At 65.4% G+C, this 19,083-nt stretch carries 14 protein-coding genes and 1 tRNA gene; 9 read left to right on the top strand and 6 right to left on the bottom strand.

The genetic code is table 11. From position 1 onward, the window contains the following. Positions 1–13: 13 nt before the first annotated feature. The 4 genes from RRU_RS18455 to tsaD form a co-directional block, all read right to left on the bottom strand. Positions 14–304, bottom strand: coding sequence for a YciI family protein (locus tag RRU_RS18455; protein WP_011391319.1), 291 nt, complete (start codon positions 302–304; stop codon positions 14–16). 263 nt (positions 305–567) lie between these two features. Beyond that, positions 568–1,617 carry an NAD(P)H-dependent glycerol-3-phosphate dehydrogenase gene (locus RRU_RS18450; RefSeq protein ID WP_011391318.1) on the bottom strand — a complete coding sequence of 350 codons (1,050 nt, stop codon included), beginning with the start codon at positions 1,615–1,617 and terminating at the stop codon, positions 568–570. 66 nt (positions 1,618–1,683) lie between these two features. Further along, a complete protein-coding gene (locus RRU_RS18445; protein ID WP_011391317.1) occupies positions 1,684–2,127 on the bottom strand; it encodes a DUF29 domain-containing protein in 444 nt (147 codons plus the stop codon). A 63-nt stretch (positions 2,128–2,190) separates the two neighbouring features. Beyond that, positions 2,191–3,279, bottom strand: coding sequence for a tRNA (adenosine(37)-N6)-threonylcarbamoyltransferase complex transferase subunit TsaD (gene tsaD / locus RRU_RS18440; RefSeq protein WP_014626621.1), 1,089 nt, complete (start codon positions 3,277–3,279; stop codon positions 2,191–2,193). Between the two features lie 55 nt (positions 3,280–3,334). On the opposite strand from tsaD, the gene hemC reads away from it, so the two are divergent. The 4 genes from hemC to RRU_RS18420 all read left to right on the top strand — a co-directional run bounded on the left by hemC (position 3,335) and on the right by RRU_RS18420 (position 8,699). Further along, entirely contained in the window at positions 3,335–4,300 is a 966-nt protein-coding gene (hemC, locus tag RRU_RS18435; protein WP_011391315.1) for a hydroxymethylbilane synthase, read from the top strand. 34 nt (positions 4,301–4,334) lie between these two features. Beyond that, positions 4,335–6,539 (top strand): uroporphyrinogen-III synthase, encoded by a 2,205-nt coding sequence (locus RRU_RS18430; protein ID WP_011391314.1) that lies wholly within the window; start codon positions 4,335–4,337, stop codon positions 6,537–6,539. A gap of 4 nt (positions 6,540–6,543) precedes the next feature. Then, a complete protein-coding gene (locus RRU_RS18425) occupies positions 6,544–7,845 on the top strand; it encodes a heme biosynthesis protein HemY (RefSeq protein ID WP_011391313.1) in 1,302 nt (433 codons plus the stop codon). A 95-nt stretch (positions 7,846–7,940) separates the two neighbouring features. Beyond that, positions 7,941–8,699 (top strand): rhomboid family intramembrane serine protease, encoded by a 759-nt coding sequence (locus tag RRU_RS18420; protein WP_011391312.1) that lies wholly within the window; start codon positions 7,941–7,943, stop codon positions 8,697–8,699. 102 nt (positions 8,700–8,801) lie between these two features. On the opposite strand, the gene RRU_RS18415 is transcribed toward RRU_RS18420, so the two are convergent. Next, the gene (locus RRU_RS18415) at positions 8,802–9,383 is read right to left on the bottom strand and encodes a D-glycero-alpha-D-manno-heptose-1,7-bisphosphate 7-phosphatase (protein ID WP_011391311.1); all 582 of its coding nucleotides are present in this window, start codon (positions 9,381–9,383) and stop codon (positions 8,802–8,804) included. A 148-nt stretch (positions 9,384–9,531) separates the two neighbouring features. Here RRU_RS18415 and RRU_RS18410 point away from each other — a divergent pair. Continuing rightward, positions 9,532–9,606, top strand: a tRNA-Thr gene (locus RRU_RS18410). 721 nt (positions 9,607–10,327) lie between these two features. Continuing rightward, positions 10,328–12,019, top strand: coding sequence for a methyl-accepting chemotaxis protein (locus RRU_RS18405; protein WP_011391310.1), 1,692 nt, complete (start codon positions 10,328–10,330; stop codon positions 12,017–12,019). Between the two features lie 96 nt (positions 12,020–12,115). Here RRU_RS18405 and RRU_RS18400 read toward each other — a convergent pair whose 3' ends face one another. Further along, on the bottom strand, positions 12,116–13,165 hold the full coding sequence (locus RRU_RS18400) for a hypothetical protein (RefSeq protein WP_011391309.1): 1,050 nt from the start codon (positions 13,163–13,165) through the stop codon (positions 12,116–12,118). Between the two features lie 196 nt (positions 13,166–13,361). Between RRU_RS18400 and RRU_RS18395 the strand changes: the two genes are divergently transcribed. From RRU_RS18395 to RRU_RS18385, 3 genes are all read left to right on the top strand, one after another. Beyond that, positions 13,362–15,179 carry an ABC transporter ATP-binding protein gene (locus RRU_RS18395; protein WP_237703803.1) on the top strand — a complete coding sequence of 606 codons (1,818 nt, stop codon included), beginning with the start codon at positions 13,362–13,364 and terminating at the stop codon, positions 15,177–15,179. A 139-nt stretch (positions 15,180–15,318) separates the two neighbouring features. Then, positions 15,319–18,174 carry a sensor domain-containing protein gene (locus RRU_RS18390; protein WP_011391307.1) on the top strand — a complete coding sequence of 952 codons (2,856 nt, stop codon included), beginning with the start codon at positions 15,319–15,321 and terminating at the stop codon, positions 18,172–18,174. 151 nt (positions 18,175–18,325) lie between these two features. Next, the gene (locus tag RRU_RS18385; protein ID WP_011391306.1) at positions 18,326–19,036 is read left to right on the top strand and encodes a J domain-containing protein; all 711 of its coding nucleotides are present in this window, start codon (positions 18,326–18,328) and stop codon (positions 19,034–19,036) included. The last annotated feature ends 47 nt before the right edge of the window (positions 19,037–19,083 follow it).

Below are 19,083 nucleotides of genomic sequence, written 5' to 3'. Positions count from 1 at the left end.
CTTAAGAAGGATGTCAGCCGGCGCGGGTACCCAGAACGATCTTATAGGGGCGGATGATCACCGCCTCGAACAGCCCGGCCTTGCCATAAGGGTCGCCGGCGCAAAAGGCCTCGGCCTCGGCGCGGTCGGCGACATCAAGAACCAGCAGGCTGCCGACCATGCCGGTGCCATCGCCCGAGAGCAGCGGACCGCCAAAGACGATCTTCGCATCCCAGCCATGGGCGTAGTCCAAATGGGCGGCGCGGTTCTCCAGGCGAACGGCGGCGTGGTCGGGCTTATCAACGCAATGCACGGCAAACAACATGGGAAGGGCTCCGCAAGGAAGGGAACGGCCGATCGCCGCCAGGGCGAGGCCGCGGCAAGGCGCAACCATACCAGTCCGCCGGGCGGCGGAACAGCATACCAACCCGCCGGGCGGCGGGAGGGGAGAGCGGCAGGGGGCCCAACACTCACCAAGCAGCCCCCTTCCGGCTTCCCCGGCTAACGGCATGTGAGCCCGCGTGGACCGGGAATCAAGGCGAAGCGAGACGGATCTGTCCCGATGGCGGCTTGATCCCGGGCCTGCTCTCAGGGCGTGGCGGTCTTTGCTGTGGGGTGGATCTGGCTTTCGCTGCCGCCTTCAACCCGCAAGGGGCGCGACAGCAGCGACTCGATGGCCGAGGTCACGTCGTAATCGCCCGACAGCACGCCGTGGATGGCCGCGCAGATCGGCATTTCGATCGCCCAGCGCGCCGCCAGGGCGACCACCGCCGAAGCGGTATGAACGCCCTCGGCGACCGAGCGACGCTCGCCCAGCACCTGATCAAGGGTCCGCCCCTGACCAAGGGCGAAGCCCAGCGAGAAGTTGCGCGACTGCATGCTGGTCGCCGTCAGGATCAGATCGCCCAAACCCGACAGCCCCGACAGGGTTTCCGACCGCGCGCCAAGGGCCCGGCCCAGGCGGGTGATCTCGGCCAGCCCCCGGGTCAGCAGGGCGGCGCGGGCATTGTCGCCCAACCCCAGCCCCTCGACCACGCCGCAGGCGATCGCCAGCACGTTCTTGACCGCCCCGCCAATTTCGGCGCCGACCACATCGGTCGAGGCATAGGGGCGGAAGGTCCGGGTGCCAAGGGCCAACACCAGGGCCTCGGCCAGGGCGCCATCGGCGCAGGCCAGGGTGACCGCCGTCGGCCGGCCCTCGGCCACCTCGCGGGCGAAGGTCGGGCCCGACAGCACGGCCAGGGGTGCTTCGGGAAGAACGGCGGTGGCCACTTCCGACATCCGCGCCCCGCTTCCCTGCTCGACGCCCTTGGCGCAGATCACCATCGGCGCCCGCCCCGGCCAGAGCGGGCGGGCGGTGGTCAGCACCGGGCGCAGGGCCTGGGCCGGGCAGACCACCAGCACGGCCTCGGCGCCGCGCAGGGCCTCGGCCAGATCGGCGGTGGCGTGAAGGCCGGGATCAAGGCTGACGCCGGGCAGGAAGTCCGGGTTCTCGTGGGTGGCGTTGATCGCCCGGGCGACCTCGGGCTCGCGGGCCCACAAGGTTACCCGCCGGCCGGCGCGCCGCGAGGTCTGGGCAAGCGCGGTGCCCCAGGCGCCGCCGCCGATGACGGCGATATGATCGATGATCTGGTTCATGACCCGGGGTTATCACCCATTTGCCCCGGGTCCCGCAAGCGGGACGCGCGGTCGGCGGAGTTTGATCTAGCTTTGGTCGGGCCAGAAATCGCCGTCCATCATCTCCGCCAGCCGATAGGGGCATAGGTCGGGGAAGGCGCTTTCGCCATAGCCCGTCTCGGCGGCGGCCTGACGCCGGGCGCGGCGATAGGCCGACCCAACGGCGGCGTCGATCTGGGCGGTCAGGCTGGGATTGTCCGCCAAAAGATCGGCAAGCTCATCGCGGGTATTGGCGATCGAGAGCCGCCAGGAGGCCCCCCGGTGCGTCGGCTGAAACTGCCATTTTAGCAAATGGAGCAACAAGACCGCCAGACGGGCGACCAGTTCGCGCTTCTCGGCCCGTCCCATGCTTTCGATTTCCTCGGCGATATGGTCGATATCGGCGCTGGAAAGCTGTCCGGAGCGAAGCAAGGCCGCCTGTTCCCGAGTCCAGGCATAGAAATCCCGTTCGTATAAACCGGGCTTGACCATCGCCGCCTCCTTCCCTTCCCCGCCTCCGGCGCGTCTTTACGCCTTCACGCCTCCGGCATGTTATTAAGCTTTTACGCCTCCGGCTCCGGCCGCCTTGGGCGCGTCGGGGTCGAGCGGCCAGCGCGGGCGGGGTTTGAAGTCCATGGTGTCGACCAGCCCCAGGCGCAGGCGCTCGACGCCGACCCAGGCGATCATCGCCGCGTTGTCGGTGCACAGCGCCAAGGGCGGGGCGACGAAGGTCATATCGGCTTGGCGGGCGACCTCGGTCAGGGCGGCGCGCAAGCTGGCGTTGGCCGCCACGCCGCCGGCCACCACCAGCGGCCGGCCACGGCCATGGCGGGCGCTGAAGATCCCGGCGGCCACCCGGCAGCGGTCGGCCAGACAGTCGGCGACGGCGGCCTGGAAACTGGCGCAGAGATCGGCGATATCGCCCTCGCTCAACGGCCCGGGCGGCAGCTTTTCCACGGTCTGGCGCACGGCGGTCTTCAGCCCCGAGAAAGACAGGTCGCAGCCCGGGCGGTCGAGCAGGGGGCGCGGCAGGCGAAAGCGCCGGGGATCGCCGCGCCGGGCCGCCCGCTCCACCGCCGGTCCGCCCGGATAACCCAGGCCCAGCATCTTGGCCACCTTGTCGAAGGCCTCGCCGGCGGCGTCGTCGATGGTGGTGCCCAGGCGCTTGGCCCGCCCCACCCCCTCGACCGCCAGAAGCTGGCAATGCCCGCCCGAGGCCAGAAGCAGCAGATAGGGGAAATCGATGCCGGCGGTCATCCGCACGGTCAGGGCGTGGCCTTCCAGATGGTTGACGGCGATGAACGGCTTGCCCGCCACCTGGGCGATGGCCTTGGCCGTCATCACGCCGACGATCACCCCGCCGATCAGCCCGGGTCCGCCGGTGGCGGCGACGGCGTCGATGTCGTGAACCGTCAGCCCGGCCTCGCCAAGGGCGCGGATCACCAGGGAGTCCACGTGGTCAAGGTGTGAGCGCGCGGCGATTTCGGGCACGACCCCGCCATAGGGGCGGTGCTCCTCAACCTGGGAGAGGAGTGCTTCGGCCATAATTCGCCCACCGCGCCCGTCGGCGGCCGGTTCGACCACCGCGGCGGCGGTTTCGTCACAACTTGTCTCGATTCCGAGAACGCGAAAGGGCATGCTCATTGCCTCTTACACTTGCCTCTTTCAAACGGCGATCCAAGCCCTTACAACAAGCAGCATGATGACCGCTATAGAGAAATCCAAACTCAGAATCGGCACGCGGGGGAGTCCCCTGGCGCTTGCCCAGACCCATCAGGTCCGTGATCTGCTGATCGCGGCCAATCCCGACCTCGGCGAGCCCGGGGCCGTGACCATCGAAGTCATCAAGACAACCGGCGACGCCATCCTTGATCGGCCGCTGTCCGAGCTTGGCGGCAAGGGCCTGTTCACCCGCGAAATCGATGATGCCATGCTTGCCGGCACCATCGATATCGCCGTCCATTCCATGAAGGACGTGCCGACCTATCTGCCCGATGGCATCGTTCTGCCCTGTATGCTGGAACGCGAGGATGTGCGCGACGCCTTCCTCGGCCGCGATCACGCCCGGCTGGCCGATCTGCCCGAAGGGTCGGTGGTCGGTACCGCCTCCCTGCGGCGCGGTGCCCAGATCCTGGCCATGCGTCCCGACATCAAGGTGATATCCTTCCGCGGCAATGTCCAGACCCGGCTGGACAAACTCGCCCGCGGCGAGGCCGATGCCACCATGCTGGCCATCGCCGGCCTCAACCGCCTGGGCATGGCCGATAAGGCCAGCTCGGTGCTCGAGATCGACGAGATGCTGCCCGCCGTCGCCCAGGGCGCCGTCGGCGTCACCTGTCGCGCCGGCGACGAGACCGCCCATCGCTGGCTGGCCCCGCTCAATCACCGGGCCACCCAACTTTGCGTTGAGATCGAACGGGCCTTCCTGACCCGGCTCGATGGCAGTTGCCGGACGCCGATCGGTGGGCTGGCTCGCCTAAAACGCGTGGAGGACCCTAGCGGAACGGTGTTCTTCCGTGGCATGATCATCCGTACCGATGGTAAGGTGATTCACCAAACCACGCGGGAAGGTCTTGCCGCCGACGGAATCGCCCTTGGGGACGATGCCGGGGCGGAGCTTCTTGCGAAAGCCGGCCCGGGGTTCTTCCAGGTCGGCGCTTTGTGACAGTGTCAACGGCTCAAGGCGGACCGGCCCGGGCATGCGCGCACTTATTACACGTCCTTTGGAAGACGCCGATCGCATCGGCGCGCTCTTGCGCGCGCGGGGTGCCGACGTTTTTCTTGAACCCTTACTGATCATTCTGCCGGCCGCGGCTCCCGGCCTTGATCTGACGGACGCCCAGGCGCTGGTTTTCACCAGCGCCAACGGCGTTCGCGCCTTCGCCGATCGCAATGCCCTGCGGCGGCTGCCGGTCTATGCCGTTGGCGAGACCACCGGCACGGTGGCCTCGGCCTATGGCTTTCCCGACGTGCGCATCGCGGGGGGCGATGTGCGGGCTCTGGCCTCGCTGATCCTCGCCCAGGCCAGTCCCGACGCCGGACCGCTGGTTCACATCTCGGGAACCAACGTCGCCGGCGATCTGGCGGGCAGCCTGGGCGCCCACGGGTTTACCGTTCGCCGGGAGCGCCTTTACGAGGCGCGGCCGGCCGCGGCTTTTTCCAAAGAGTTGAAAACCGCTTTCGTCGAACGATCGATGCCGGCGGTTTTCCTGTTTTCTCCACGCACCGCCAGGACCTTCGCCGGGTTGGTCCATAAGGCGGATCTGCTTTCGGCGATGACCGATGTCACCGTCTACGCGCTCAGCCCGGCCGTCGCCGACGCCTTGGAGGGGCTCCCGCTCGGGGCCGTCCGGGTGGCGGCCGAACCGACTCAGGACGCGCTTCTCGGCTTGTTCGACGCCGACCTCTCGGTCGGAAGATCGCCAGCCGCCGCGGTCCGTGCAGAACACCTGGAATCGACCAAAGAAGGGGGACCCCTGGTCATGACCACTGGATCCAAAGAAGATCGTCCCGAGGATGGGGACCGTCCCGAGGATAAGGCGGCCGAAATACGGGCCGGCGACAGCGTAGTGGCGGCGGGGGCTCCGTCCTCCGGGCCCGTGGTTGAACCGGCCGTCGCGGCGGGAACCTCGGCGGATCAGGCTGGGGAGCGGGTCGAGACGGAAAGCCAGCCTTGGGGTGGCTCGAAGGCCGTGGTCGAGACCGACGAAACCGATGCCGCCTATGGCGGATCGGCGGGCGAGGCCGGCGCCTCCGAGGCCGAGGCCGAGGAAGAGCCCCCCAAGAAAAGCCACGCCCTGACCTATTTCGTCTTGCTGCTGCTCGTGGCCGCCGGGGCCGCTGGATCCTACCCCTGGTGGCGGAACGAGGTTCCCGAGGTCGTGCGGGTTTACCTGCCCGAACTGCCCGGCGCTCCGGTCAGCCCGGAAGTCGCCGCCCTCAAGGGCTCGGTCGATGATTTGGGCGGCCGTCTGGCCTCGGTCGAAAGCGCCGTCGCCGATCTGCGGGCCCAGGTCTCCCAGGCCCCCGGCGTTCCGGCCGATATCGCCGACCGCATCAACAGCCTGGAAGCCCGTATTTCCGGCCTTGACGGCCAGCCCGCTCCGGCGCCGGTCAGCGGTGGCGCCAGCGTTGACAGCGGCGCGGTCAGCGCCCTGCAGGGCGATCTCCAGGCCACCAAGGACAGCGTCAGCGGCTTTGACGCCAAGGTCGCCGATCTCGACAAGAAGCTGGCCGAGGTCAAGAACGATCAGGTCGCCCCGTCCACCGTGCTGGCCTTGGCCGGCCGGCTGACCGAGGTCGAGGGCATCGCCCGTCAGGCCAATACCCGGCGCAACACGGCGCTCGCCCTGCTGCTGGCCGTTGGCCAGCTGCGCGAGGCGGCCAACCAGGGTGAAGCCTTCGACGATGAGCTGCGCAGCGTTCACGCCATCGTTCAGGACGGCGCCGATGTCGCCCCCGGCATCGAGACGCTGACCCCGCTGGCCACCACCGGCGTTTCCACCCGCGCCGCCCTCGCCGCCCGCTTCGACGACGTGTCGCGCGCCATTTCCCAGGCCGTGCTGTCGCCCGAAGGCGATACTTGGCTTGAGCGGACCTTTGCGGCCTTGACCAGCGTCGTCACCGTCCGTCGCGTCGATCAGGGCGCGGGCACCGGCGCCGAAGGGCCCTTGGCCATTCTCGCCGAAGCCGAGCGTCTGGTTCTCGAAAACGATCTGGCCGGCGCCGTCGCGGCGCTCAAGGGTCTGGACGGGGCCGCCGCCGAGGCCGCTTCGCCCTGGCTGCAGGCGGCCGAGGACAAGCTGACGGCCGAAGCCGCGCTGTCGGATCTGACGGCCCAGGCCCTCGCCCGCATCGGCGCGGTGAACGCCACCGAGCCGGCCACTCCGGGCACGGAAGGGTAAGCCCATGCTCCGCATCCTGTTGTTCGTCCTGCTTGCGGGACTTCTGGTGATCGGGGCGGTTTGGATCGCCGAGCACCCCGGCATCGTCGCCCTGAACTGGCTGGGGTGGCATATCGAAACCTCGATCATGGTGCTGCTGATCACGTTGGTGGTGCTGATCGGCCTGCTGCTGTTCTTCTCGCGCTTCTTCGGCGGCATTCTGGGGATCCCCCAGTGGTGGCGTCGTCGTCGCAACGAGAAGAAGCTGCGGCGCGGCAGTCTGGCGGTGGGCGAAGGCATCGCCGCCGCCCGTGGGGGTGACGTCCATCTGGCGCGCAAGCTGCTCAAGGACGCCGAGCGTCTGTTGCCCGGCGCCGCCGGAACCCAGCAGTTGACCGCCGATACGGCCGCCGCCGCCGGGGAAACCGACGTCGCCGAAAAAGCGTACGGTCTGATGCTGGAAAATCCCCGCACCCAGGCCAGCGGCCGGCGCGGCCTGCTTGATCTCGCCCTGACGCGCGGTGATCTCGACAAGGCCTATGCCATCGTCCGCGAGGCGGTGGCGACCGGCGTCGATGCCCCCTGGGCGACGGCGACGTTGTTCCGTCTGCAGCTGTTGCGCCGCCAGTGGGCCGATGCCGAATCGACCCTCGCCAAGGCGGGGAATGGCGTTCTCAAGCCCGGCGACGATGCCAAGGTGGTCAAGGCCGCCCTGCTGACCGTCCAGGCCCGCGACGCCGAACTGCCCGGTCGCGGCGGTGACGCCCTGCGGCTGTCCCAGCAGGCGGTCGAGCTTGATCCGACCTCGCGCGAAGCCACCCTGATCGCTGCCCGCCAATTGGCGGCGACCGGACGCCAGCGCAAGGCCGCCCAGCTGCTGATCGCGCTGTGGGCCAAGCATCCCCATCCGTCTCTGGCCCAGGCCTATCTGGCGCTGTGGACGGGCGAGGATTCGCTCAAGATCGTCCGCCACGCCCAGGAACTGACCGGCGCCAATCCCGAGCATCCGATGAGCCGGCGGGTCTTCGCCGAAGCGGCCCTCGATGCCCAGTTGTGGGGGGAAGCCCGGCAGTCGCTGGAGCCGCTGCTGCGCGACGTGCCCTCGGCGACCATCTGCCGCCTGATGGCGCGGCTGGAAGAAGGCGAAAAGGGCGATGTCACGGCCGCCAACCAATGGCTGCGCCGGGCCCTGGAAGCCGGACCGGAGGTCGAGGAGGACGGCGTGACCGCCCTGGCCGTGCTCGAATCCGCCTGCTCGCCCTTCGGGACGATCGCCGCCGCCGAACGCAAGGCGAGCGGCGGACGCGATCTCGCCCTGGCGAGCTGATCGGCTTGGCTCCTCTCCCCTTCTCCCTTCCCCAAGGGAGAAGGGGACGCCCGCGGGTGATGGTTCCCTCCCCCTAAGGGCAAGGAAACGGGCCGATGCTGCCGCTGCACGATGATAATCCGACAACGATCAGGCCGGTGGTCACCATCGGCCTGATTGTTTTATGCCTCGCCGTCTTCGTCTATCAGAGCGGTCTGCCGCCGCGGGCGGCGCGGGCCTTCGTGCTGATGTTCGGGGCGATTCCCGCCGATCTTTTTCACGGCCTTGGCATCCCCCGGCCCTTCGACCTTCCGGCCTGGATCACGCTGTTGACCAGCATGACCCTGCATGGCGGCTGGCAGCATCTGCTGGGCAACATGCTGTTCTTGTGGGTCTTTGGCAATAATGTCGAAGACGCCCTGGGTCATCTGCGCTTTCTGGCGTTTTACGCGGTCTGCGGGCTGATCGCCGCCCTGACCCATGCGCTGATCGATAGTTCATCGACGGTGCCGATGGTCGGTGCCTCGGGGGCAATCTCCGGGGTGATGGGTGCCTATATCCTGCTCCATCCGCGGGCGCGGGTATTGGTCTGGGCCGTCGTCCTGCCCTTGCGCCTGCCCGCCGTCGTCCTGCTTGGCCTGTGGTTCCTGATGCAATTGGCCTCGGCCTTCGGCGCGGCGGACCAAGGCGTGGCCTTTTGGGCCCATATCGGCGGCTTTATCGCCGGCATGGCGCTGCTGGTCCCCTTCCGCCGCCGGGGGGTGGCGCTGTTCCAGCCTCTCCGCGCCGCCTTGCCGGCCAAACGCCGGCGCAGCCGCCTGCCGCCAAGCGGGTCGCCGCCCCCCAAACCGCCGCGACGCGGTCCCTGGGGATAGGCCGATGAGAACAAATCACCGAGCCCTCTGACCCAGAGGGCGACGGCGATTTGCGTGACGATCAGCATCTTAGAGCGGGGGCCAGAGTCCCCGTTCACCGTTTTAGGGGGCGGCGGTGCCTCGGGGTTTTTCGCGCTCCAGCCGGCCGGCGATGAAGGCCGAGGCTTGAAGCAGATCGCTGGCGACGAACGCCGCCCCGGCCGCTCCCGCGCTTTCGGTTTCCAGGCCATAGCCGGTGCGCACCAGGATCGGCAGGGCGCCGACGGCAAGCCCCAGGTCCAGGTCGGACTGCTTGTCGCCGATCATGAAGGCCTCGGCCGGATCGAAACCCAGGGCGTGGCGCGCCGCGTCGACCAGCCCGGGTTTCGGCTTGCGGCACTCGCAGTCGCTATCGGGACCGTGGGGACAAACGAAGATCCCGGCCAGAACGATGCCCTCGGCGGCCAGCATGTCGATCAGTCGGCGGTGAATGGCCTCGAGATCGGCGTTCGAGAAATAGCCGCGCTCCAGACCCGACTGATTGGTGACCACCACCAGGGTCAGTCCCAGGTCGCGAAGCCGGCGCAATCCGGCGACGGCGCCGGGAATCAGCACCAACTGATCGGGGCGGGCCAGATAATGAACCTCCTCGTTGAGCGTTCCGTCGCGGTCAAGCAAGACCACCCGGGGGCGGGTCTGGGGCATCGGCGGAGGTCTCCGGAAAAGGGGGCGAGAGGGGGGCGCGCGTTCTTAAGTGTAGGAGGCGGGCGATCGTCGGGCAACGGGGCGATAAAAAACCGCGTTCCCCCTCTTGCACGGGCGGATTGGAGGGATTAATGTCCGCCGTCCCAAAGCCGTGGTAGCTCAGGGGTAGAGCAACTGATTCGTAATCAGTAGGTCGGGGGTTCAAATCCCTTTCACGGCACCAGTTTCCTAAGCAAAAACAAAGGGCTCTTCCCCACAGGGAAGGGCCCTTCGTCGTTGGTTGGCAAAAAGCGCGACGACGGTTTGCAAAGAGGACCAGGGGGTGGGTGCCTCTTGCCTGCGAATGGCAGCGCCAACGCTTCAAGGGAAGCAAGGGCTAGAGCCGAGAAACCCCGGTGAAAAATACACCTATTAGTGTGTATTTTTTCAAAAACAACCGAACCCAACAAAAAGTATGCGTCCCTATACATTGGGCTCGCTTTTTATGGAATCCATGCTAGTCTTCCATTCTAAGTTAATCAAAGCATAGATTTGTTTCTCTTTCAGAGAAAGTTAACTGTTTTGGGATTTTTGGCAATAGTATTTTTTGAAAAATACAAAACCAAAAAATTCTCTAAGCTTTTATCGTCATGGTTTTCTTGGAATATAGAATGTTTATTCTCCAATAAAGAGAGTTTTTTCTTTTTTAAAGATAAATTCATGGTTTGTCATCTTTCCAGCGACTAACCGTATAAATTTCACCGCCTATTTCTTTGTTAGGAAGAGGGGCTCGCTTAAAGCGAGGGTCGTGTTCGGGCCGGTGGTGACCCCCGTATCAGCGGGTGCTCGGTTAGGCTTCGGTTGGGGTTTCCGCTCCGCGGAGGCAAGGAGAAAGCCTGTCCGCGTTTCCAGAGGGTGGGTTAAGGGCGTTCGTGCATGATCTTTATAGGGTAAGGAGAAGCGTGATGATGTCCGTTATCAATAATATAAAAATCCCCATGAAACTGGCCGGTGCGTTTTTTACGCTCATTTTCATATTTTTGTTCAGTGGCGTGATATCGCTTTACTTGATGAATGATATGGATGATGCAACAGCCGATATAACGGATAATTGGCACCTCACGATTACCAGCTTGGATAATATCGAAAAAACCCTGATTGAATACCGGCGTTGGGAACAAACCTTGGCTGCGGCAAGAACACCAGATCAAAGTGATCGAGCCGATAAGATGCTTACCAAGACTCGTGTGGTGTTGTCGGAAATTTCTAAAAATCATTTGAAGTATCTTGCTAGTAAAAGAGAAGCTGATATTTATAATGAATTCGTTTCATATCTCCAGCCATTCTTTCAAGAAAGCGATAAGGCCCGAGAATTTGCTAAAAAAGGCGATGCAAGCCAAGTAAATACCGTTCTCTTGGGCGAAAGCTATGTGATTATTGGAAAAATGCAAACGGTCCTGGATAGTCTTGTCCAACTGAACGCCGAGGGAATGAAAGCCGCGAACCAGCGGCAAGACGACAGCTATGAAACGGCCAAGATCGTCACTTATTTCGTCTTGACCTTCGCCACCATAATCGCCGTGCTAGCGGGTTTGATTTTACGATCGGCGATCGCCAAGCCGGTGTCGGCGATGACCGAGGCGATGAAGCGCTTGGCCGAGGGCGACAAGAGCATCGATATTCCGGCAAGGGGGCGCCGCGACGAAATCGGCGCCATGGCTGAAGCCGTTCAGGTGTTCAAGGAGAACGCCATCCGCGCCGACCGTTTGGCGGAGGATCAGCGCAAGGAGCAGGCCGCCCGCACGGCGCGCGCCCAAACTATCGAAACGCTGACGACGAATTTCGACGGTAAAATATCAAACCTGCTGACGCTGGTTGAGGGGGCTCTCACCGAACTCAACGCCACCGCCCAGACGATGCAGAGCAATTCGGAACGGGCTAGCCAACAGGCCACGACCGTGGCTGCGGCATCGGAACAGGCCTCGACCAATGTTCAAACCGTGGCCAGCGCCGCCGAGGAGCTTTCCAATGCCATCGTCGAGATCGGTCGTCAGGTCGAACGCTCGAGCGCGACATCGAAGGCGGCCTCCGAAGAGGCGGAACGGACCAACAAGATCGTTCTTAGTCTGGCCGACAGCTCGCTCAAGATCGGTGACGTCATCGGCCTGATCAATGATATCGCCAGCCAGACCAATCTTCTGGCGCTGAACGCCACGATCGAGGCGGCCCGCGCCGGCGACGCCGGGAAAGGCTTCGCCGTGGTCGCCGGCGAGGTGAAATCCCTGGCCAATCAAACGGCCAAAGCCACCGAGGGAATTACCGCCCAGATCGGCAGTGTCCAGTCGGCCACCCAGGAAGCGGTGACCGCCATTAACGGCATTTCAACCCGCATCGGCGAAATCAACGAGATTTCAACGGGGATCGCCGCCGCGGTCGAGGAACAATCGGCGGCGACGGGCGAAATCGCCCGAAATGCCCAGCAGGCGGCCCAGGGAACCCAGGAGATTTCGGCCAATAACGCCGGCATGACCCAGACCTCCAGGGAAACCGGCGCGGCGTCGGGGCGGGTGCTGTCCGCGGCTCAGGCCTTGGAAAAGGAAACCGCCAGTCTCAAGGACGTCGTCGCCAGCTTTTTGGACGGTGTGCGATCGGCCTGAGGTCCTCGCCCGCGGTCTTGGGCGGCACAAACGCAAAAGGGCTCTTTCCTATAAGGGAAGAGCCCCGCCGCCGCGCCCTCCCGGCCAAGCCGGTGGTCAGCTCAATTGGGCGAGCATCGGGGCGCTGTCTTCGATATGGCGGATGTTTTCCAGGCCCTGGCGCATCTCGCTCATGATGAATTCGGCCCGCTTGACCGGGCCGCCCGAGGTTTCCTTGGGGAACAGGCGGATCCAGGCGTTCATCTTCACCGTCAGGCCGCAGAGCACGCCGCCGATGGTGGTATGGTAGTTCTCGATCAGCTGTTTGACCTTCTGGAAGCGCTGGGCGGAGATTTCGTCCCACATCTGCTTGGTCGAGCGGTCGAAATTCTCGAAGCGTCCGGTGATCGCCGAAGACAGCTCGTTGATGGTGCTTTCCATCATGATGATGCTTTTGACCAGATTGGGGTCCTGGCGAAGCTGGTAATTGCCGCGAATCTCGTACATGGCGCTGATGAAGGTTTCCAGCAGCGGCGCCAACCGGTCCAGGCAGTTGCGGTAATAGGACAGCGACAAGAAGATGTCGCCGTAATCCTCGAGGAACTTCGGGACCTCAAGCATGCTGATGCCCAGCTTGTCGGCCATCTGCTGCAGGCGTTGCTTGGCCTTGCGCAGGTCGGGGTCGCGAAACAGCTTGATGACGTCGTCGAAATCATTGATGACCAGATTCTCGTCGCCGTAGATCTGCATGATCAACGGATAGGTGAATTTTGTCATATAGCTGGTAAGCTCTTTGTTCTTTTCATCGGAGAGCTTGAGGGCGTCTTGCTGGCTGACGGCGATGCCATGCTCGCGCAACAGGATGCGCAGCGAAAAGACATCATAGCTTTCCAGCCCGGCCAGCTTGCGCAGCACCGCCAGATCGGGGTGGATGCCCTTGTCGGGGTCCCAGCCAAACAGCCGGGGCAGATCATTGACCTCGACCTGACCGCTGCCGGTCGAGGAATCCTCGAACATCTCGACCACGCTGCGCAGGCGGGTGTTCTTGATCATCCGCGCCCGCGAGAGCGCCGGGGTTTCGAGCGGAATCAGGTGCAAAGGAAGAACGAACAGCGAATCCATATCGCTGTCCTCAATCGGCGTCAGCTTGCGCTCCTCCACGATCATCTCTCCAATAGGCCTCCGCAAGCCACCCGCTCTTTGGTTTCAGTGTAGCGAGCCCCTATCCTTCTGTCTTGGTCAAAAATAGCCGAGGGGCCGGATCCAAACGGTATCGCGATCGACAAGGCGGGCCCATCGCTGGACTTGGGGGGGCGCGCCCTGCTAAGGTCGCGACCGATTTGCCCTCGGACTCCCAGGAAACGTGGCGCTCCCCTCCGTTCTCGACCCGTTGAAACCCACATCCGGCGGCCGGCTTCTCGGCCGGCTGGCCAGGGATTTCGTGCGCCCGCACCTTGGCACCATCGCCCTGGCGGTGATGTGGATGCTGGTGCTGGCCGCCGCCACCGTCGCCGTCGCCCATATGCTCAAGCCGGCGATCGACGGCATCGTCGTTGGCAGCGATCCCCAGGCCCTGTGGGGCATCGGTCTTGGCATTCTGCTGGCTTTCGCCGTCAAGGCGGTATCGAACTTCTTTAGTGTCGTGCTGGTGGCCAAGGCCGGGTTGGCGGCGGTGTCCGACGCCCGCAACCGGCTTTACCGGCATTTGTCCGAAATGGACCTGGGGTTCTTCCTGGCCCATTCGGCCAGCGCCCTGGCCGCCCGTTTCACCGTCGATCTGCATCTGCTGCGTCTGGCGGTTTCCAACGGCCTGACCAGCCTGGGCCGCGATCTGATGACCCTGATCGGTCTGGTCGCCTATACCTTCTGGGTCGATTGGCAGATGGCGCTGCTGGCCTATATCGCCTTGCCGCTGGCGATTTGGCCGGTGGCAAGGCTGGGCCGGCGCATCCGCCGCATCGCCGGGCGAACCCAGCGCGATCTCGGCTCGCTCAACGCCCAATTGACCCAAACCCTGCGCGGTATCCGCATGGTCAAGATCTATGGCGCCGAGGAGATGGAGCGCGCCCGCGTCCACCGGCTGATCGCCGCCGTGCAGACCCAAAGCTTCAAGGCCGAATGGACCCGCGCCTTGGTCACCCCGATCATGGAAGGGGTGGTCGGTCTGGCGGCGGGGGCGGCGCTCTATTACGGCGGCGCCCGCGTTCTGGCCGGCGAGGTGACGCCGGGCGATCTGACCGCCTTCCTTGGCGCGGTGATGCTGGCCTATCAGCCGGCCAAGCGCCTGGCCAATCTGCACACCATCTTGCAAGAAGGCTTGGCGGCGGCCGACCGCATGTACCACCTGCTCGATCTCAAGCCGGCGGTGGCCGAAGCGCCCGGGGCGCCGCCGCTGCGCCCGGGTCCGGGAACCGTGCGCTTTGACGATGTGACCTTCGCCTATGACGGCGGGCCGGGGCCGGAACTGGGGGATGACGCTTCCGGCCCGGCCGCCGCTCCGCCGGCGCTGCGCGGCGTCGATCTGACCCTGGAGGCCGGAACGGTGGTGGCTTTGGTCGGTCCCTCGGGCGCGGGCAAGTCGACGCTGATGAACCTGATCCCCCGCCTGCATGATCCCCAGCGCGGCCGGGTGCTGATCGATGGCCAGGACGTGCGCGCGGTAAGCTTCGCCTCGCTGTGGGCGAGGATCGGTCTGGTCAGCCAGGACGTGGTGGTTTTTGACGACACCGTGCGCGCCAATATCGCCTATGGCCGCCCCGAGGCCAGCGCCGAGGAGGTCGAACGCGCCGCCCGCCGCGCCGCCGCCCATGACTTCATCGCCGCCCTGCCCGATGGCTATGACACCCGGCTGGGCGAACAGGGCGTTCGGTTGTCGGGGGGGCAACGCCAGCGGCTTTGCATCGCCCGGGCCTTTCTCAAGGACGCGCCGATCCTGCTGCTTGACGAACCGACCGCCGCCCTCGATACGGAATCGGAGCGGCTGGTGCAGAGCGCGCTGGCGGCGCTGATGGCCGGGCGGACCTGTCTGATCATCGCCCATCGCCTAAGCACCATCGCCGGGGCCGACGTCATTCATGTCATGGCCGAGGGCGCCGTGGTCGAATCGGGCGATCATGCCGGACTGCTTGCCAAAGACGGACTCTATGCCCGTCTTCACGCCGCCAATCGCCTGGGGGCCTAAAGGCGGCGAGACAGCGGCAAAAGCCTAAAATACCCATCGATTCCGTTTCCGCCATCGCCTATCCTGAGACGTGTAATGCTTAAGAACCGCCGCTTTTGGTGGACAAGTTCCCGTCTGCGACAAGTGTGACCGGATCCCCATGACCTCTGGTGTCGCCCCCTTGCCCGGTATCGTCAGTACTTTGTCGGCGGCGGCGGAAGCCGTATCCGAAGCCTTGATCGCCCTTGATGCCGACGGCGGAATCCTGGTGGTTAACGGCGCCGCCGAGCGGGTGTTTGACCGGCGGCGCGACGATCTGATCGGCCGCTCGCTCGACGTGGTTTTCGGCGGGGATTTCGCCGAGGCGATGGCGTCAAACCTCTCGGCAAAGGTCGACGCCCTGCCCCCCGCCCCCGGCGGCGGACGGCTGCTTCGCCGGCCCGGACTCCCTCCCCTTGCCCTCCATGCCGGATTCTCCGTCACCGGCGACCATGGGCGGCCTTTGGCGACGATCGTCATCCGCGATCTGTCGCCCAGGGCGGACAGTTGGCTGGAGACCGAGGAACGCCTGGGGGGCTTCGCCGCCAGCATGCCCGGGATCATTTTCCAGCGGGTGGCCCATCGCGATGGGTCGTTGTCCTATCCCTTCCTGTCGAGCGGCGTTCATGCCGTTCTTGGTTACCACCCCGCGGAGATGAGCGTGGCCCTTGATGGCTGTCTGAACGCCATCCATTGGGCCGATCGCGAAAGCTATCTGCGCCGACTGCGCCAGTCGGCGCAAACCCTGGCCATCTGTTCGGAGGAATTCCGCGCCATTACCCGTGAGGGCGCCGTGAAATGGTTGTCGGGCGCCTCCCAACCGCGGGCGATGGCCAATGGCGACATCCTGTGGGACGGCGTGCTGGTCGATGTCACCGAACGCAAACGGGCCGAACTGTGGCTTGAAATGATCATGGATCGTGCCGCCGACGGCATCGTCACCATCAACGAGCAGGGGGTGATCGAATCGGCCAATGCCGCCGTCGGCACGTTTTTCGGCTATGCCGATCGCGGCGAGTTGATCGGGCGGCGGGTTGAAATCCTGATGGCCGAGGCCGATCGGCGCCAGCATACCAGACATATGCTGCGCTATAGGGAGACCGGCGACGGCGCCCTGATCGGCGCCGGACCCCGCGAATTGACCGGTCGCCGCCGGGATGGCACCACCTTCGCCCTGGAACTGGCGCTGTCCGAGGTGCGCACCGAGGGGCGGCGGATCTTCATCGCCGTCATCCGCGACATCACCCAGCGCAAGGAGACCGAGGGGGCCCTGGCCGCCACCCGCGCCCGGCTGCAAACCATCGCCGATAATGTGCCCGGGCTGGTCTTCCAGCGCGAATTGACCGCCGAAGGCGTCTTGCGCTTTTTGTTCGTCAGCAACGGCGTGCACGAGGTTCTGGGGATAACCCCCGAGGCCCTTCTCGCCGATGGCGAGTTGTTCCTCGGCGCCATGGATCCCGATGTTCGCGCCGCGTTCCGCGAAACTCTGCGCCAGTCGGCCAGTCGGCTTGAACCGATGGAAGAGGATATCAAGCTGCGCGGCCGCGACGGCGAGGAACGCTGGTTGCGCGGTTGGTCGCGGCCCTCGCGGCGCGAAGACGGCTCGGTGGTGTGGGACGGGGTGACGCTTGATGTCACCGACCGCAAGCGCGCCGAGGACAAGCTGACCTTCCTCGCCTATTACGATCCGCTGACCGGCCTGGGCAATCGCTCCTTGTTTATCGATCGCTTCGATCGCGCCCGCCGCTTCGCCGAAAGCATCCAGGCCTGGGTGGCGGTGCTGTCGATCGGCCTTGATCGCTTCGGCATGGTCAACGCCACCATCGGCCATACCATGGGCGACAAGGTGCTGATCGCCGTGACCCGCCGGCTTCAGCAAAGCCTGGAGGCCGGGTCGATCGTCTGTCGGGCCGGGGGGGACCGTTTTCTGGTGCTGCTCACCGGGCTGACCGATCGGGCCGATTTGCGCGAGGTGGTGGCGACGATCCAGGATGCCTTCGTGCCGCCGATCGAGGTCGAGGGCCAGCAGTTCGATATCGGCCTGACCATCGGCGGCGCCCTCCACCCCGAGGACGGGCGCGAGGCGGAAACCTTGATCATGCACGCCGATGCCGCCCTGCACCGGGCCAAGGGCGGCGGCGGCGCCTTCCAGATGTTCACCCCTGAAATGGGGGCGCGGGCGGCCCATTTGCTGACGATTCAGCACAAGCTGCGCCGGGGGCTGGAGCGCCATGAGTTCGTCGCTTATTTCCAGCCCCAAGTCGACCTGCGCAGCGGCCTGATCACCGGCTGCGAGGCGCTGGCCCGCTGGAACAGTCCCGAGGACGGTCTGGTGCCACCGGGCAAGTTCATTGGCGTGGCCGAGGAATACGGCCTGATCGACGCCATCTGTGGGCAGGTGCTTGATGACTCCTGCCGCTGGTTATCGACGTGGCGGGCGCGCGGACTGCCCCAGGTTCCGGTCGCCGTCAACATCTCCGGCCGCCAGTTCCAGAACGCCCGCCAGCTTGTCGCCATGGTCGATCAGGCCTTGCGCCAAAGCGGCGTCGATCCGCGCCTGCTTGAACTGGAACTGACCGAAAGCTCGGCGATGAGCGATCCGGAAAACGCCATCGCCGTGGTCAATCTGCTGCGCGAGCGCGGCGTCTCCTGCGCCATCGATGATTTCGGCACCGGCTATTCCTCGCTTTCGGTGCTCAAGCGCTTTCCCATCGGCAAGCTCAAGATCGACCGCAGCTTCGTCATGGATGTCACCACCGACCCCAACGATGCCGCCATCGTCCAGGCGATCATCGCCATGGCCCATGCCCTGAACCTGCGGGTGGTCGCCGAAGGGGTGGAAACCCTCGATCATCTGGCCTTCCTGCGCGAGGTTCACTGCGACGCGGTTCAGGGCTTCTTGTTCGCCAGGCCCCTGCCCGGCGAGGATATGGCCCTGATGCTGGCCGGCGGCCCTCCCCAGCCCAATCCCCGTTGACGTCGTCTCGACTTTTGGCTACACGCGCAGTTAAAGCGAACAGGCGCCGTTCCGCCCCCCTCCACGCCTAACTTCACATGAAGGTGGGGCGGCGGTCCTTGGCGGGGTGGGACAGCGCGGGGAGAAGCGTCGGAAGGGGGCGTGGGGGATCATGGTGGCCGAGCTCAAGCAGTCCTATACGATCCCCTGCGCCAGCGTCTTTCGCGACGCGGTCCTGGCCCTCGCCCTGCGGCGGCGGGTCAATGTCGGCGACCTCGCCCGCTCGGTGATGCTGGTGGTCGCCCCGGACGATATCGCCGGCTTTGCCGATCCCGGCGACGCCCCGCCCGGCGACCGGGAAGAGGTGATCTTGAAATCGGGTCCCTCGGCGGGCCGGCCGTGGCGGCGCAAGCCTCGCCTGCAGGTCAGGATGGCCCCCGGTGTCGACTGGCGCATCCTGCGCAAGGCCCTGGCCATGGCTTTGGCCATGGACGAGGGGCGGCTGAAGGTTCGTGTCGATGACAAGACGGAGCTGGCGGCGCGGGTGGCCGAAGCCGTCGCCGTCGAGCGCGACCGCTTGGGAGTGATGCTGGCGGCGGCGCGGGCCAGGGACGAGCGGCCCTTGACCCAGGCGCGCGAGGAGATCGCCCGGCTGCGGGCGGCGATCGATGTTCTGGTGACCGAACCGTTGCCCGGCGGCGTCGGCAGTCGGCTCGATGCCTTGTTCGTGCTGGGGTTTCCGCCGGGGACCACCCCCGATCCGGCGGAGGTGACCGCCCGCTTCCGCCTGCTCGCCACCATCCACCACCCCGACAGCGACCTGGGAAGCCACGCGCGGATGAGCCAGCTCAATCAGGCGGTCGCCTATCTGCGCGGCCGGTGAGCCAAGCGACCAAAGAAAAAGGCCCGGGAGGGTCCCGGGCCTGATCC

It is taken from the genome of Rhodospirillum rubrum ATCC 11170, assembly GCF_000013085.1.
Classification (GTDB): Bacteria; Pseudomonadota; Alphaproteobacteria; order Rhodospirillales; family Rhodospirillaceae; genus Rhodospirillum; species Rhodospirillum rubrum.
The sequence above is the reverse complement of the archived record's forward strand: the minus strand, read 5'-3'. Positions and strand labels throughout refer to the sequence as shown.

Coding starts and splice junctions, on each gene's coding strand:
- tsaD (WP_014626621.1), bottom strand. CDS start 3,279: ATGAGCATGCCCTTTCGCGTTCTCGGAATCGAGACAAGTTGTGACGAA.
- hemC (WP_011391315.1), top strand. CDS start 3,335: ATGATGACCGCTATAGAGAAATCCAAACTCAGAATCGGCACGCGGGGG.
- RRU_RS18455 (WP_011391319.1), bottom strand. CDS start 304: ATGTTGTTTGCCGTGCATTGCGTTGATAAGCCCGACCACGCCGCCGTT.
- RRU_RS18430 (WP_011391314.1), top strand. CDS start 4,335: ATGCGCGCACTTATTACACGTCCTTTGGAAGACGCCGATCGCATCGGC.
- RRU_RS18450 (WP_011391318.1), bottom strand. CDS start 1,617: ATGAACCAGATCATCGATCATATCGCCGTCATCGGCGGCGGCGCCTGG.
- RRU_RS18445 (WP_011391317.1), bottom strand. CDS start 2,127: ATGGTCAAGCCCGGTTTATACGAACGGGATTTCTATGCCTGGACTCGG.
- RRU_RS18405 (WP_011391310.1), top strand. CDS start 10,328: ATGATGTCCGTTATCAATAATATAAAAATCCCCATGAAACTGGCCGGT.
- RRU_RS18400 (WP_011391309.1), bottom strand. CDS start 13,165: ATGATCGTGGAGGAGCGCAAGCTGACGCCGATTGAGGACAGCGATATG.
- RRU_RS18415 (WP_011391311.1), bottom strand. CDS start 9,383: ATGCCCCAGACCCGCCCCCGGGTGGTCTTGCTTGACCGCGACGGAACG.
- RRU_RS18385 (WP_011391306.1), top strand. CDS start 18,326: ATGGTGGCCGAGCTCAAGCAGTCCTATACGATCCCCTGCGCCAGCGTC.
- RRU_RS18425 (WP_011391313.1), top strand. CDS start 6,544: ATGCTCCGCATCCTGTTGTTCGTCCTGCTTGCGGGACTTCTGGTGATC.
- RRU_RS18390 (WP_011391307.1), top strand. CDS start 15,319: ATGACCTCTGGTGTCGCCCCCTTGCCCGGTATCGTCAGTACTTTGTCG.
- RRU_RS18420 (WP_011391312.1), top strand. CDS start 7,941: ATGCTGCCGCTGCACGATGATAATCCGACAACGATCAGGCCGGTGGTC.